Annotated in this window: 15 protein-coding genes; 7 read left to right on the forward strand and 8 right to left on the reverse strand. The window is 65.5% G+C overall.

All coding sequences use genetic code 11. The features are described 5' to 3' along the window. Positions 1-22 precede the first annotated feature (22 nt). The 8 genes from J7360_RS09690 to J7360_RS09725 are packed head-to-tail and all read right to left on the reverse strand — an operon-like array spanning position 23 to position 7,431. Positions 23-1,156, reverse strand: coding sequence for a hypothetical protein (locus J7360_RS09690; RefSeq protein ID WP_139792710.1), 1,134 nt, complete (start codon positions 1,154-1,156; stop codon positions 23-25). Continuing rightward, the gene (locus J7360_RS09695) at positions 1,153-2,091 is read right to left on the reverse strand and encodes a glycosyltransferase (protein WP_057659722.1); all 939 of its coding nucleotides are present in this window, start codon (positions 2,089-2,091) and stop codon (positions 1,153-1,155) included. Before J7360_RS09695 ends, J7360_RS09690 begins: the two co-directional genes overlap by 4 nt. Next, positions 2,088-3,341, reverse strand: coding sequence for an O-antigen translocase (locus J7360_RS09700; RefSeq protein WP_209033750.1), 1,254 nt, complete (start codon positions 3,339-3,341; stop codon positions 2,088-2,090). The genes J7360_RS09695 and J7360_RS09700 overlap by 4 nt, the downstream gene beginning before the upstream one ends. Then, complete coding sequence (locus J7360_RS09705) at positions 3,338-4,462, reverse strand: DegT/DnrJ/EryC1/StrS family aminotransferase (RefSeq protein WP_081027526.1); 1,125 nt, start codon at positions 4,460-4,462, stop codon at positions 3,338-3,340. The genes J7360_RS09700 and J7360_RS09705 overlap by 4 nt, the downstream gene beginning before the upstream one ends. Continuing rightward, positions 4,450-5,361 carry a GNAT family N-acetyltransferase gene (locus J7360_RS09710; protein ID WP_081027533.1) on the reverse strand — a complete coding sequence of 304 codons (912 nt, stop codon included), beginning with the start codon at positions 5,359-5,361 and terminating at the stop codon, positions 4,450-4,452. The genes J7360_RS09705 and J7360_RS09710 overlap by 13 nt, the downstream gene beginning before the upstream one ends. 7 nt (positions 5,362-5,368) lie before the next feature. Then, positions 5,369-6,322, reverse strand: a complete 954-nt coding sequence (locus J7360_RS09715) for a hypothetical protein (protein ID WP_022559565.1) — start codon at positions 6,320-6,322, stop codon at positions 5,369-5,371. 3 nt (positions 6,323-6,325) lie between these two features. Beyond that, positions 6,326-6,997 (reverse strand): acetyltransferase, encoded by a 672-nt coding sequence (locus tag J7360_RS09720; RefSeq protein ID WP_057659714.1) that lies wholly within the window; start codon positions 6,995-6,997, stop codon positions 6,326-6,328. Continuing rightward, positions 6,994-7,431, reverse strand: a complete 438-nt coding sequence (locus J7360_RS09725; protein ID WP_007972313.1) for an FdtA/QdtA family cupin domain-containing protein — start codon at positions 7,429-7,431, stop codon at positions 6,994-6,996. The genes J7360_RS09720 and J7360_RS09725 overlap by 4 nt, the downstream gene beginning before the upstream one ends. A 415-nt stretch (positions 7,432-7,846) precedes the next feature. Between J7360_RS09725 and J7360_RS09730 the strand changes: the two genes are divergently transcribed. The 7 genes from J7360_RS09730 (at position 7,847) to J7360_RS09760 (ending at position 14,067) form a co-directional block, all read left to right on the forward strand. Next, positions 7,847-8,356 (forward strand): cytochrome b/b6 domain-containing protein, encoded by a 510-nt coding sequence (locus J7360_RS09730; RefSeq protein ID WP_007966841.1) that lies wholly within the window; start codon positions 7,847-7,849, stop codon positions 8,354-8,356. Between the two features lie 83 nt (positions 8,357-8,439). Beyond that, on the forward strand, positions 8,440-9,783 hold the full coding sequence (locus J7360_RS09735; protein WP_057659712.1) for a hypothetical protein: 1,344 nt from the start codon (positions 8,440-8,442) through the stop codon (positions 9,781-9,783). 26 nt (positions 9,784-9,809) lie between these two features. Further along, positions 9,810-10,202, forward strand: coding sequence for a c-type cytochrome (locus J7360_RS09740; protein WP_003481759.1), 393 nt, complete (start codon positions 9,810-9,812; stop codon positions 10,200-10,202). A 429-nt stretch (positions 10,203-10,631) separates the two neighbouring features. After that, positions 10,632-11,441 carry a hypothetical protein gene (locus J7360_RS09745; protein ID WP_022559568.1) on the forward strand — a complete coding sequence of 270 codons (810 nt, stop codon included), beginning with the start codon at positions 10,632-10,634 and terminating at the stop codon, positions 11,439-11,441. A 51-nt stretch (positions 11,442-11,492) separates the two neighbouring features. Continuing rightward, positions 11,493-12,086, forward strand: coding sequence for a sigma-70 family RNA polymerase sigma factor (locus J7360_RS09750; RefSeq protein ID WP_007964109.1), 594 nt, complete (start codon positions 11,493-11,495; stop codon positions 12,084-12,086). After that, positions 12,083-12,745 carry a zf-HC2 domain-containing protein gene (locus J7360_RS09755; RefSeq protein ID WP_057659711.1) on the forward strand — a complete coding sequence of 221 codons (663 nt, stop codon included), beginning with the start codon at positions 12,083-12,085 and terminating at the stop codon, positions 12,743-12,745. Before J7360_RS09750 ends, J7360_RS09755 begins: the two co-directional genes overlap by 4 nt. Beyond that, positions 12,742-14,067 carry a S8 family serine peptidase gene (locus J7360_RS09760; protein WP_057659709.1) on the forward strand — a complete coding sequence of 442 codons (1,326 nt, stop codon included), beginning with the start codon at positions 12,742-12,744 and terminating at the stop codon, positions 14,065-14,067. Before J7360_RS09755 ends, J7360_RS09760 begins: the two co-directional genes overlap by 4 nt. The last annotated feature ends 7 nt before the right edge of the window (positions 14,068-14,074 follow it).

Below are 14,074 nucleotides of genomic sequence, written 5' to 3' on the forward strand. Positions count from 1 at the left end.
CGATAAGGGGCGTGCTGCACGCTCACGCGGCAGACGGATGTGGGGACAGCCGGTTGGGCAACAGCACCGTGCAGGCATGCAGCACCAGGCACAGCGCGATGAAGCCGAAGTTGGTCCAGGTGAACGCCTGTGGCGCGAACGGCGACATCAGGCAGGCATAGGCGATGCGCAGGAAGATCAGCACATGAAAGATCGACAGCGAGCCATTGAGCCGCCGTACGCTCCACACCAACCCGGCATACAAGGCCAACATCGCAAGCAGGGCACCGGCAGCGCCCCACGCCATCAAGAACGGAAAGAACTCGGTGCCCACATTGATGTTGGGCGCATCCAGCGGAATGCTGGTGCCGGCGGTGGCAATCGAACCAGTGAACGGCACCAGTTGATTGACCAGGAAGCTGGCGTTGACGTAGCCCTTGGCCAGCATCGCCCCGAAGTTATACGGCCCGGCGCTGATGTAGAGCAGCAACCATTGCACGCCCTGCGGCATGGCACGGTAGAACGCGCTGAACGGCAACGCCACGGTGGCCAGGGAACCGGAGCGCAACGCGCCAAGGATCGAAAACACGCCACCGCCGGCCATCACGAGCAGGCCAATGGTCTTCCACGGCAGCCGACGCGCCGGGTCGCGCCGCAACAGCATGACCAGCACGAACGAGAACAAGCCGGCGAAGATGCGGTTGCGATCGATCACCACGATCGGGAACACCAATCCCAACGTCAGCATCGCCGCACGCAACCCACGATGGCGCACGCACAGCAGGGCGATCGGCGGCAGGATCCAGCACATATTGGAGATGTGCCGCACATGCGCACGCAGCGGGCTCAAGGTAGCGTACGAGGTGGGATCGCTGAACAACGGAATCGGAAACAGCACCACATCGGCGATGCAGAACATCGTCACCGTCGCGGCCAGTCCCATCGCCAGAAAGGCATCGCGGGTACCGGGGTAACGGTAGTGGCGAAAGCGCTCGACCGACGGCACCTGTGTGCGTAGCAGCGCGTCGAGCGCGAAGGTGGCCGCTGCCGCAAGCGCCAGCAGCACGATGCCTTTCAGGTAGGCGTGGGGTAGCGCATAGGTCAGCCACGTCAACGCGCAGCTAAGCAACATGGGCAATGCCAGATAGGTCGCCGGACGGCGCAACAGCATGCTCATGCAGGCTCGGCCCCGCGCGCGACGCGTTTTGGACGCCATCTGGCAGGCAGCGACAAGCATGCGTAGACCACGAGATGCACGGCCACCCGGTGCGGCCGGCGCCGCAGAAATTCCACCTTGGCAGCGATGTAATGCGCCTGCGCATGCAGCAGCGTGCGATCGGGCTCATCGAACAACGGTGCGCAGCGCAATGCCACGTGCCGCGACTCGCGCAGGTTGGCGATGCGCGCCGGCACATTCGCGGTCTTGCTGAGGTTGTTGCCATGCAAGCGATAGGCGCATACCGGCAAATCGATGAAACCCAGCGCATTTCCCGCAACCAGGCGCAGGAAGAAATCCCAGTCTTCGATTCGTAGCGACTCGTCCCACCCCCTGCACGCGCGCAAAGCGCTGCGCCGTAGCAGTGCCACGGCGCCACTGACTGCCCACTGCCGTATCACTGCACGCCGGATGCCGGATTCGGAGCGATACAGATCCTTGTCAACCCGGTGCAGATCGCGCATGGCGCTGCCATGCAGCAACTGGCCATGCGCATCGACCACGCAGGCATCGCCGATCACCGCAAGTTTTTGCGGATGTCCGCGCAGATAGCGCACCTGCGCATCCAGCCCGCCGGGCAACAAATAGTCGTCGCTTGCGCCAAGCCGTAGATATTCTCCCCGCGCACGCAATGCCAGCTCGTTGAGCGTGGCGGCCAGTCCCCGATTCTCGCGTTGCACGAAGTGCACCGGTAGCCGATGCCCATGATCGCTGATCCACTGGCTGATCCTTTCGCCGGTGGCATCGCTGGAGCCATCGTCGATGATCACGATCTCCTTGCATGGATACGGGTCTTCCAGGACGCTATCCAGGCAACGCTGCACGAAGCGCGCATGGTTGAACGCCGGAATCAGCACCGACACCAGCGGCCAGCGTGCATGTGCCTGATCGTTCATGCCGCCCGTTCCAGATAGCGCCGCACCACCACGATGTTGAACAACAGATACAGCACGTAGTTGGCGGCAAAGGCATGCATCGCGCCGATCAGCCCGAACCGCGCGGTGAACACGTACACCAGCGCCAGATAGCTCGCTGCGAACACGCATTCGGAGATCACGAACAGCCGTGTCATCGCCTTGGCGAGCATCACGTATGACAGGATGAACGCCGCGATCTTGATCACGTCTCCCAGCAGCTGTAGGCCGTACAAGGGCGCCGCAGCGGAAAATTGGGGATCGAACAGGAGCCAGGTCACCCAATCGCGGCATACATAGACGCCCAGCGCCGCCACGATCACCGCCGGCATGACGTGGCGATACGCGCTGCGCAGCTCGCTGCCCAGCCCCGAAGCGCCTTGCAGCGACGCAAGCTTGGGCAGGTAGTACACGTTGATGGCGGTGGTGAAGAACAGCAGATAGGCATCGGAGACCCGGCTTACCGCCTGCCAGTAGCCCACTTGCTCCCAGCCGAACCGCAGCGCCAGATGATTGCGCACCACGATGGTCACCAGCTGCGGCATCAGTGTCGAGGTGAGCGTCATCAGCGAAAATGCCGCCAGCCGACGGGTCATCTGCGCGTCAAAGCGCATCCGCCACATTGCGGGCTGAAAATAGGGGCTACGCCGCAGCGCCGGGACCGCCGCCAGCAGCCACAGGACCTGCCCCAGGACCAGCGCCAGCAGCGCCCCATGTAATTGCGCCCGGCTGGAGAGCCACGCCACCAAGGCAACGCTCAGCACGGCGCCTGTCACGTGCACGAAGGCGAGCCGTCGCACATCCATGAAGCCGTTGATCAGCGCCAGTATGTAATTGAGCAGTGCGATTCCCAGCTGCGCGATCGCCAGCACGCAGATCAGCGGGCGATAGCTCGCATCGCCCAACAGGCGCTCGGCAATCGCTCCACTGAACACCATCGCCAGCAGCGCGATCACGCAGGCCGCGCAGAATGCGTACCACAGCGCCGCACTCAGCAGGCGCGCCAATGCGGGGGCGTCGTTGCGGTACTGCGCCACATACCTGACGATGCCGGCACTGATGCCGCCACCGGCCAATACCGCCAGCACCGACATCAGGTTGAGGAACTGGCCAAGCCGCCCCACGCCCTGCGGCCCGGCATAGACGGCGACCAGCTTGACCACCACCAATGCCGCCAGCAGTTTGGCCAGCGTCGCAACGCCGGTGTAGGCGCTGCTGCGCACGAGATTCATGTGTTGCTGCCGAACGATTGACAGGACGCGATCACATGCGCAACTGCTGCATCGTCCAGCGCCGGCCCCATCGGCAGGCTCAGTACTTCCCGATGCAGCTGTTCGCTCAGCGGCAGGCAGGCCTCGCCCAAAGTGGCGTATGCCGGCTGCCGGTGCGGCGGCACCGGGTAATGAATCTGCGTGTGGATGCCCTGCCGCAACAGATGTGCCTGCAGGGCATCGCGCTGCAGGCTGCGTACCACGAACAGATGCCAGACGTGCTGTTGCTCGGCCACCGGCGCGGGCAGCACGATCAGCGGGTTGCAGATACCGTGCAGATACCGCCGTGCCACTGCACGCCGCAACGCGATCTCGTCCTCCAGATAGCCCAGCTTGACGCGCAGGAACGCAGCCTGCATTTCATCCAGACGCGAGTTCCCCCCCTGGCAGAGATGGTGATACTTCACTTCCGAGCCGTAGTTACGCAGCGCGCGAATGCGCTCGGCCAGACATGCATCCGACGTCGTGACTGCGCCGCCATCGCCCAATGCACCCAGGTTCTTGGTCGGGAAGAAACTAAAGGCCGCCGCATCGCCGAAGGCACCGGCGCGCTGCCCCTGTGCGCTTGCCCCATGCGCTTGCGCGGCATCCTCGATCAGCAGCAGGCCGTAGCGATGGGCCAGGGTCTGCAGGGCCTGCATCTGGGCCAATTGCCCATACAGGTGCACTGCCATGATGGCGCGTGTGCGTGGCCCGATCGCCTTTTCCACCCTTGACGGGTCAATGTTGAAAGTGACCGGGTCCGGCTCGACCGGCACCAGCACCAGATGGTTCTGGCTGATCGCCAGAAACGTCGCGATGAAGGTGTTGGCCGGCACGATGATTTCGTCGCCTTCGCGCAACACCCCCAGCTCACGGTAGCCGCGCAGGATCAACCCCAGCGCATCCAGCCCATTGCCCACGCCGACCGCATGCGTGGTGCCGCAATAACTGGCGAACTCTTCTTCGAAGGCGGCCAGCTCTTGACCGAGCACATACCAGCCGGCATCGATCACACGTGCCGCTGCGGTTTTTAGCTCATCCGCATAGCGCGCATTGACTGCACGCAAATCCAGGAAAGGTACATCCATTACATCAACCATCGATAAACATCCTGTACCACGGCGCGCGCGCCGAAGCGTTCCTTTTGTTCCACCAGGCCTTCGTTGAGTACCTGCCCGCCCTGTTCGGTGGAGATGCCGAAGCTGAAATACTCGCGCTGCGCATAGACATCGGTGATGAGCTCGGCCAGCAGCAGGCTCAACGCATCCAACTGGCGGCCCTGCTCGGAGACCGCCAGGTATTGGGTATGCACACAGCGGCCAAAGTCGAAGACCAACGCGGCGGCGACCAATTGCCCGTCAGCGCGCGCTTCATGCAACACGATCTGCTGCGCAAACCGGCGTTGCAGCAGTGCAAGCTCATCCAGCCGATGCGTCGGTGCCACGCCATGCCGCTGCAGGACCTGGGTCAGCAGCGCATGAAATCCATCGAGCTGGGTCCCGCGCCGGATCTGTACCCCGGCCTTGCGCGCCTTGGCAATGGAACGCCGCCGCTCGGCGCTGAATGCAGGCCGCTCGCGTAGCGCAATCACCGACGACAAATCGCGCCGGCAGAGCTGCGCGCCAAGCCGATGCAGTGCGTACAGCTCTTCTTCGGCCGGGTACGCATGAAAGATATGCGGCACCGGCTTGTAGATGATCTCGCGCACGCCAAGCGCGCGGTAGTGCGCGGCAATCTGCTCGAACACCTGCAAGGCGGCGCCGGCACGCAGCGCCATCGACGACAGCAGCCCGGCATAGGTGAGCCCGGCGTGGCTGCTGACGCAGCTGCCCTGCACATTCGCCGGGAGCACCGCCACGACCGCGTCCTCACGTTGGACCACCAAGGACGCATCCACAAAGCGCTCGGCGTGATAGTCCATATAGTCACGCCGATGCAGCAGATTGCCATTGCGCGACGCCACCACCAGGGCATCCCACGCAGGCGCATCGGCCGGCACGTAGGACCTAACCGAAAACATGACAGCCCTGTAACGCAACCGGCAACGCCGCCTCTGCCAGACCGAAGCCCGCCTGCCCCATCGCGTTGCCGTTGTAGAACATCAACACACGCTCGCCGTGCTGGATCAAGGCGGGGTAGCACAGCGTTTGCGCATCCCAGCCGTCATCGGATAACGCAAGCCCCAACTGACGGTCGTCGCGTTCCCAGTGCACCCCATCGCCACTGAAGGCGATGCCGGGAAAGTAGCCGCCCTGGAGGTCGCCACGGGTGAAATACATCAGATAGCGCTCGCCGAACCGGTACACGCGCGGACGCCCGATGCGGTATTCGTCGCCGTGTGGACGCAGGCACACAGCATCGTCGGTAGGAATGCAACGCAGGTCGTCGGTCTGGGCGTAGCGGATGTGGTAACGCGGATACGGCTGGCCGCCAATCGTTTCCCAATCATCGCCCACCGCGTACCAGAGCCTCCAGCGGCCCTGTTCGTAGCGTGCCGAATGCACCGCGGCAATCGTGCTGCGCCCCGGTGCGCGATCCAGCAGCGGCGTTTCCTGCCGACGCTGGAAGCGCTCGCCACCATCGTGGGAGACCGCCAGGCCGGTGAAGGCGAGGAACTTGGCCTTGGCCACACGCTGGAAGCCGACATAGAACAGGTACAGCCCATCCGGCCCGGCCACCACATCGCCCAGGATCATGCCGTTGTCGTCGAAACAACCGTCACGGCCAATGTCGAGCACCGGATGCTTGCTGACGCCGACGATCTGCGTTGGCGCATCGGCGCGCACATCCACGTATCCGATCCGGCTCACGCCCTGCGCATCGCGAAAGCCGGCGTACACCCGCAGCACCTGAGCAGACAGGCGATGCGGTGTTGGCGTCAGCGCGGCATGGTTCATCCAGCCGCCCACCCCGTGGCGCGCGACGTCGAACACCAGTCCGCGTTTGTTCCAGGCAAGCACCGCTCAGAGCTCCACATCGAAGCTGGATCTGCCCGCCACCGGGCGCGCCGGCGAGCCCACGTACACACGCCCGGCTTCGGTATGTCGCGTCACCAGCGCGCCGGCGCCGATGATGTTGTCTGCGGCGATGCGCATCTTGTCGCTGAGCGTGGCGTTGACGCCGATAAAGCTGCCCTGCCCGATCTGGCAATAGCCGGAAATCACCGCATGCGAGGCGATGAACACATGATCCTGCACCACCGTGCGGTGGCCGATATGGTTACCGCTCCACAACACGCAGTTGTCGCCGATGCGGGTGAATGGCTGCACGACGTTGCCCTCGAAGATGAAGCAGTTGGCGCCGATCTGCGCGTTATGCCAGACGAAGGCGCGTGAGCTCACATACGTCGCGCAGCGATAGCCGCGCCGCACCAGATCCTGGAAAAAGCGCGTGCGCAGGCGATTGAGTTGCGTTGCAGGAATCGCCACGAACACCGCGTAGTCTTGCGGCGGATAGCATTGCTCGAGTTCTTCGTAGGCCACCACCGGCAACCCGGCCACTGTGGGCTGCAGCAGAAAAGCGCGCTCTACACTGAAGGCCGCCACCGTGTAGTGGCTGTCGTGCTGGAAGTACTCGCAGGCGATCTGCGCGAACTCGCCCGCGCCGACAATCACCAGTTGCCTCGGTGCGCTCATGCTTCCAGCCTGCGCGCTTGCAGCGCAGTGCCATTGCGCACTTCGCTCACGAACTGGTCGTAGTCCAGGATGTAATCGCCAGGGTCGTAAAGCTGGTCGGCCAGCACCATCAGCACGCAGTCGGCACTGAAGCGGTACAGGTCGCGCCACACCATGCGGCCGAGCAGCAGGCCTTGCGATGGGTCGTCCAGCACGACTTCGCTGGGGCCATTGCCGTTGCCTTCGTCGAGCAGAATCGTCACCGAGCCATGCAAGGCCACTGCAAATTGATTGAGCTGGCGGTGCGCGTGCTGGCCACGATGCACGTCGTGGCGCGTGCCGAACAGGTAATACACACGGCGGATCTCGAACGGAACATTGCGCTGCTGCTCCAATGAAATGAGCAGGCCGCGATCGTCACCGTGGGTATGCAACTGGATGCGTTCGATAGCCATGATCGGAAAGGCGTAACCGCCGACTGCACGTAGTGCGACATGCCTGAGTGCGCCGGGTTGCGCGAAAGGTTGCGCGCGCTCGCGGCTCTGCGAAGCGCCGTGCGCGCAAGCGCAACCGATCGTGTCGCAGCGCTTCGATATGCAGCACGTGCGAACCAGGTGCCGCAACGACGCAACCTTTTTCCGACATCGCCGCACCCATCGGTGCACGTTCACCTGGCCGCCGTTGGGCCTGCGTGGGGAGCCAGGCCTGGCCGCGCGGCGCGCAGCCGGAACCAACGACCACCACCGGAAGACAGATCAGATGCGCTCCTCCCCCCCGGCGCCCGCCAGCGCTCCCGTCAACGGCACAGACGCGGTGCCCCCGGCAGAACGGGCGCCCGCAGCCGCGCACGTGCCGCCCTTGCCCAAGGCGATGCGCGTGCTGCACTGGCTTACCGTGCTGTGCCTGACCATGGCCGCCACGCTGATCCTGCTGCGCGCCGAACTGGATGGCCGCGCACTGCGTCAGTGGCTGCTGGAAGGCCACCGCCACTTTGGCTTGCTGGTGCTGGCGCTGTTTGCGTTACGCATCGGGTTGCGCCTGCGGTTGCGCAGATTGCCGCCCGGCCCGCCCGCATCGCTGCCGATGCGCCTGGCCGCTGGCGCCACGCATGTGGCGATGTACGGCCTGATGCTCGCGCTGCCATTGCTGGGCTGGTCGCTGAGCAGCGCCTACGGCAAGCAGGTGTATTTCTTCGGCATCCCCTTGCCCGCGCTGGTCGCACCGGACGGCGACCTCGGCGACACCCTCGGCACCTGGCACTTGAATGCGGCCTGGGCGCTGCTGGCGCTGGTGCTACTGCATCTCGGCGCCGCGCTCTGGCATCACCTGGTGTTGCGTGACGGTCTGCTGCGTCGCGTCTTACCGGGCAAGCAGGCGTGAACCGCCATTTCCAGCCACCTGTGATCCGTTTCTTCCCCCATTCCCGCACCACTGCATCCCGCACCGTCGAACAAGGACTTTCCATGCCCGCTTTCCAGCCCGCCCCGCGTTGCACCGCTACGCGTACTGCCTGCCTGACGTCCTTGTTGTGCGTGTCCGGCCCCTTGTTGCTACTGGCCAGCACGCAGGCGCAGGCGATTCCCTCGTTCGCGCGCCAGACCGGCTCGTCCTGCGCCGATTGCCATGTCGGTTCCTATGGCCCCTCGCTCACGCCCTACGGCATGCGCTTCAAGCTCGGCGGTTTTACCGATACCGATGGCGAGGGCACCAAGATCCCGGTCTCCGGCCAGCTCACCTGGTCGCGCAACAACCCCAGCCGCGGCGACAGCACCTCACGTCTGCGCGAAGCCGATCTGTATCTGGGCGGCCGCCTCAACGACAATATTGGCGGCTATTCGAAGATCCGCTCCAACAACAGCGGCAATGCGACCTTCGATACGCGCCTGGACGATGTCGATCTGCGCTTTGTCGGCAAGCCGTTCCAGATGGCGGGCAAGGACACCATGATCGGTGTCAGCGTCAACAACAACCCGGGCATTTCCGACCCGGTGCACGTGCTGCCGAACGCCTCCACGCTCACCCCTGCCTCCAATGGCGGCGCCTCCACCATGCTCAGCTCCTCGGCGCTGTCCAACCGCGTCATCGGCGCCAGCGTCTACGGCCTGTACGACCGCAATTGGTACGGCGAAGTGGGTAGCTACAGCGCGCTGTCGCCGTCTGCGCAGGACCGCCTCGGCTGGCCGGTCAACGGCGACCCGGGCAAGCTCGGCGACACCGGCTATGCGCGTCTTGCCTACATGAAGGACATGAAGCGCCAGTTCTTCTCGGTGGGCCTGACCGCGCTCACGACGCGCCGCCAGCCGCTGCGCACCGGGCCCAGCGACGACCTCACCGATTTCGGCTACGACCTGACCTACCAATTCCTCGGCACCCGCGAGCACGTGCTGTCGCTGGCCTACGTCAACATCTACGAGCGTCGCAAATACGGCAGCCCGCTGATGTCGACCGACCCGACCATGCCGGCGCTGGACCGGGGCAGCGTGCGCGATCAGACCCTCAGCATGAACTACGCCTTCAGGCAGACCTACGGCGTGCTGGCCGCGCACATGATCAACAGCGGCTCGTTCGATGCGGCGCGCTATTCGCCAGTGGGTATCCCGGACACCACCAGCAATTTGATCCTGCTGTACTGGACCCCGTTCGGCAAGGACGGCACCTATACCTCGATGGCCAATCTGCGCGTGTCCGCCGGCTGGTTCCGTTTCGACAAGTTCAACGGCAGTACCTCCAACGTCTTCCGCGGCCCGCCGATCACCAATCCGCGCGATCTCGACAGCTTCACCCTGTCGGTCAACCTGGCCTTCTGATCCCTCCCGCACCTGTACGGATCCACATGAACTCACCACGCAAACTCTCCGTGTTGTGCGCCCCGTTGGCCGGGCTGATGCTGGCAGGCGCACTGCCCGTGCCCTCGGCCTACGCTGCCGACGGCGCCAACGTCTTCCTCACCGAATGCGGTGAATGCCACAGCGTCAAGCCGGGCAAGAACAAGAAGGGCCCGTCGCTGTTCGGCGTGGCAGGACGCCCTGCCGGTACGGTCGCCGACTTCGGCGGTTATTCCGACGCGCTCAAGAACAGCAAATGGACCTGGACCCCGGCCCAGCTCAAGACCTATCTGTCGCAATCCTCGTCCAAGGCGCTGCCGGGCACCAAGATGAAGTACGACGGCCTGGACGACCCCAAGGAGCTTGACGCACTGATCGCCTACCTCAACACCTTGAAATAGGCGCGGGCTACGCGGCATGGCGCGTCGTCGCCCGAGGGGGCGGACGGATGGCGCGCCAATCGCACCGCGCGTGTGCCCGCGGTCCCGGCCGTCTGTCCTGCGGGCACCACCTGCATCGCGTGCTCCGCCGGTGGCGTGGCTGCATCGGTTACCAACGCGCCCAGCCGTGGCACCCTACCGGTGGCGGCCGCCGCACAGCCAGGTATTGCAGGCGGCCGCCACCGGCCGACCAGGATGGATTCGCGTTGCCCGACGCGGTGCCTTCGCGTATCCGGACGCAATCGCCGCCGCTGCGGTGGTCTCGTCCGCCGACCTGGGGCACCATCGCGTCCCTGTTTGACACACCGCCCCACGCCATTGCCCACCGTTCCAGCTTCCAAGCCGCTCCCCTCCCGACCGCGACGGCACTGCGCCCGCGCGGGCTTCTGCGTGGGCGCACTGTCGGACAGTGCCGCACGCCGCCAGCTTTGCGAAGCACGACCGGCCGTGTCCGCCCAGCAACCATGCCAACCGCGGGTGCGTCGCCAACCACACCGGCACCGCACGCTGCTGCAGGGGCTGCTGCTCACGCTGGCAGCCGGCGCCTGCGGCAGCGCCTTGGCCAAGGACTTCGGCGGCGCCGTGGCGCTGACCTCCAGCCTGATCGACCGCGGCATCTCGATCGCGCCCAACAAGGTCACCGTGCAGGCCGCCGGTTACTGGCTGCCCGCTCCCGGCTGGTCGGTTTCCACCTCGGTGGCGCTGCAGTCCCCCGCCTGGAGCGATCCGGTCGCGGTCACCGCACAGCTCGGGCGCGCCTGGATGCTGGACGACCGCTGGCAGATGCAGGCCAGCCTGCTCTACTACGGCTACCCGACCGACCGCGCCACGCGCACCTTCGACCGCCAGGAAGCCAGCCTGGCCTGGTCCTACCGCGACCTGCTGACGTTTTCGCTGTCCACCTTCAATTTCCCGCGGGCCGACCGGTCGCCGTGGAACGTGGCGTTCGACATCACCGCCAACGTCCCGCTGCGCCACGATGTCAGCCTGTCGCTCGGTGCCGGCTCGTCGCGCTTTCCGGCCATGGCCTACGGTGCAGCGCGCTCCGGCCGCTATCAGTACGGCCAGGTGGGCCTGAAGTGGAACCGCGCCGGATGGACACTGAAAGCCGAGCGCATCCTCACCAGCGGCAACACCCCGCGCATGCAGGGCGGCCCCGGCGACATGCCGTGGCTGGGCACGGTCGCCAGAACCTTCTGATCCATACGCAACCTTTTGCCTGCCTGCGCGCACTGACGTGCGTTACCTGCCATGCCTGCACCGATGAATGACACCGACACCCTGGGCGATGCCACCGACCGCATGCTGTTGCGCCGCATGGCCGGGGGCGATCGCGACGCGCTGGCCAGCATGTACCACAGCTATCACGGCCGGCTGTGCCGCTTCCTGTCGCGGCTGACCCGCCGCCCGGACATCATCGAAGAGGCCATCAACGATTGCTTCTGGATCGCCTGGCAAAAGGCCGGCGACTTCCGCGGCGACTCGCAGGTGTCCACCTGGATCATGGGCATCGCCTACCGCTGCGGACTCAAATGCCTGCGCCAGCATGACGGCGAAGCCATCGACGACACCGCCCTGGTGGAAGACCACGCCCCCAGCGCCGACGACAACGACGACCGCGAACTGCGCGACTGGCTGGACAAGGGCATGGAACGGCTTTCGCCGGACCAGCGCCTGGTGGTCGAACTGGTCTACGGCGTCGGCCACAAGCTCGAAGAAGTGGCCGACATCATGCAGTGCCCGGTTGGCACCATCAAAGCCCGGCTGTTCCATGCCCGGGTCAAATTACGCAATGTGCTGCCCGGCCTGGCCGGCGGCGCCCCTTACACGGAGACCATGCAATGAAGACGTTTTTCATCGCGCCTGGCAAGGAATGCTCGCACGCCTGGGAATTGATGCCGGCGGTGCTGCTGGACAGTGCCACCGAAGAAGAAAACACCTGGCTGATCGCGCACGTGGCCAAGTGCGCCTCGTGTAGCGCCGAATTTGCCCAACAGAACCGCCTGCGCCAGGCCCTGGCGCTGCCATCGACAGTGAAGCTGGACCCGAACGCCGGTCTGCAACGCCTGCTCGGCCGCCTGGATGCACCGGAGCAGCACAGCGCACCTGCGCGCGCGCCCGCAGCACGCCGCTCCGGCAGTTGGACGGTCCGCGCCCTGGCCGCCGCCGCGCTGGTCCAGGCCATCGGGCTGGGCGTGATGGGTGTCAAGCTGGCCTCGCCCGCGCCATCGCCATCGCACGACTACCGCACGCTCAGCAGCGTCGCGGCCTTGCCGGTGCCGCAGGGCGCCATCCGCGTGGTGCCGGACGCAAGGATGACCGTGGCCGACTGGGACCGGCTGCTGCATGCGCAGCAGTTGCAGGTGGTCGGCGGCCCCAACGACATGGGCGCCTACACCGTGGTGCCGGCCGCACCGCGGCCCCCGGCGCCACCGCAGCAGACCGTGCAGCAACTACGCGCCACCCCGGGCATCCGGCTGGCGGAGATCGTCTCGGCCCCATGAATCGCCTGTTCGCCATTGGCCTGATCGCCGCGTTCGCCGGCCTGGGCGCGCCCTCCAACGCGCACGCTGCCGCAGCCCTCCAGGCGCCGGTGACGGACGTTGCCGGCACACCCACGCCGCTGGCCGATGCGCAAACGCCCGACAGCAGCCGCGACATCCTGCTGGCGGTGGCCAACCCGCTCGCCGCACCGCCGGCCCGCGCCGGCTCCAGCCTGATCGGCTACGCATCCAGCTATTACGGCGCCGGCCAGAAGGCTGCCGCGCGCATGGACAGCATCAAGCAGCGCTACAAACTGCGCGAAGTCTCGGCCTGGCCAATCATCTCGCTGGGCCTGTATTGCGCCGTGCTGCAACCGCCGCCGGGCGTGTCGCGCGATGAACTGGTCAGTGCACTGGCCGACGACGAAGGCGTGGAGCTGGTGCAGCCAGTGCAGGATTTTTCGGTGTTCTCCGCCGATGCGTCGGAAAAGACGACCTCGCTGTCCAGCTACAACGACCCGTACGTGGACATGCAGCGCGGCTTCATCGACACCGATGCCGCCAGCGCGCAGACCGTGACCGAGGGCCGCGGCGTGGTGATCGCGGTCGTCGATACCGGCGTGGACACCGACCACCCCGATCTGAAGGCGCGCATCCGCGACGTGCACGATCTGGTCGACGACAAACCGGTGAAGACCAGCACCGATTCGCACGGTACCGAAGTGGCCGGCATCATTGCCGCCGGCAGCAACAATCACCAGGGCATCGTCGGCATGGCACCCAAGGCCATGCTGAGTATCTACAAGGCGTGCTGGTACGCGCCCACGGTCGGCGCCACCGCACGCTGCAATACCTTCACCCTGGCCAAGGCGCTGGCGGCGATCGACAACAGCTCCGCGCGCGTGATCAACCTGAGCCTGGGCGGCCCCGCCGATCCACTGCTCAGCAAGATGCTGCAGCAGCTGGTGCAACAGGGCCGCATCGTGGTGGCGGCAATGCCACCGAACGGGCGTCTGGATGGCTTTCCCAATGACGTACCCGGCGTGCTGGTCGTGCGCAGCAGCAGCGCGACACCGGCCATGCCCGGCGTGCTCAGCGCGCCGGGCAAGGACATCCTGACCACGCAACCGAACGGACGCTACGACTTCACCTCCGGCTCGTCGATGGCCACCGCACATGTCAGCGGCATGGCCGCGCTGCTGTTGTCGCTGCAACCATCGATGGATGCCAAGGCGTTGCGCGAACTCATGCAGCGCACCAGCAAGGTCTCCGACGGGCAGTTGCAGGTCAACGCCGGCGCCGCAGTGCAGGCGCTGGCATCTCACGCCAAACACTCCAACTGACGGCACC

It is taken from the genome of Xanthomonas sp. D-99, from assembly GCF_017746145.1.
Taxonomy (GTDB): Bacteria; Pseudomonadota; Gammaproteobacteria; order Xanthomonadales; family Xanthomonadaceae; genus Xanthomonas; species Xanthomonas cissicola.

Coding starts and splice junctions, on each gene's coding strand:
- J7360_RS09740 (WP_003481759.1), top strand. CDS start 9,810: ATGAACTCACCACGCAAACTCTCCGTGTTGTGCGCCCCGTTGGCCGGG.
- J7360_RS09755 (WP_057659711.1), top strand. CDS start 12,083: ATGAAGACGTTTTTCATCGCGCCTGGCAAGGAATGCTCGCACGCCTGG.
- J7360_RS09695 (WP_057659722.1), bottom strand. CDS start 2,091: ATGAACGATCAGGCACATGCACGCTGGCCGCTGGTGTCGGTGCTGATT.
- J7360_RS09700 (WP_209033750.1), bottom strand. CDS start 3,341: ATGAATCTCGTGCGCAGCAGCGCCTACACCGGCGTTGCGACGCTGGCC.
- J7360_RS09730 (WP_007966841.1), top strand. CDS start 7,847: ATGCGCGTGCTGCACTGGCTTACCGTGCTGTGCCTGACCATGGCCGCC.
- J7360_RS09720 (WP_057659714.1), bottom strand. CDS start 6,997: ATGAGCGCACCGAGGCAACTGGTGATTGTCGGCGCGGGCGAGTTCGCG.
- J7360_RS09760 (WP_057659709.1), top strand. CDS start 12,742: ATGAATCGCCTGTTCGCCATTGGCCTGATCGCCGCGTTCGCCGGCCTG.
- J7360_RS09690 (WP_139792710.1), bottom strand. CDS start 1,156: ATGAGCATGCTGTTGCGCCGTCCGGCGACCTATCTGGCATTGCCCATG.
- J7360_RS09750 (WP_007964109.1), top strand. CDS start 11,493: ATGCCTGCACCGATGAATGACACCGACACCCTGGGCGATGCCACCGAC.
- J7360_RS09735 (WP_057659712.1), top strand. CDS start 8,440: ATGCCCGCTTTCCAGCCCGCCCCGCGTTGCACCGCTACGCGTACTGCC.
- J7360_RS09705 (WP_081027526.1), bottom strand. CDS start 4,462: ATGGTTGATGTAATGGATGTACCTTTCCTGGATTTGCGTGCAGTCAAT.
- J7360_RS09725 (WP_007972313.1), bottom strand. CDS start 7,431: ATGGCTATCGAACGCATCCAGTTGCATACCCACGGTGACGATCGCGGC.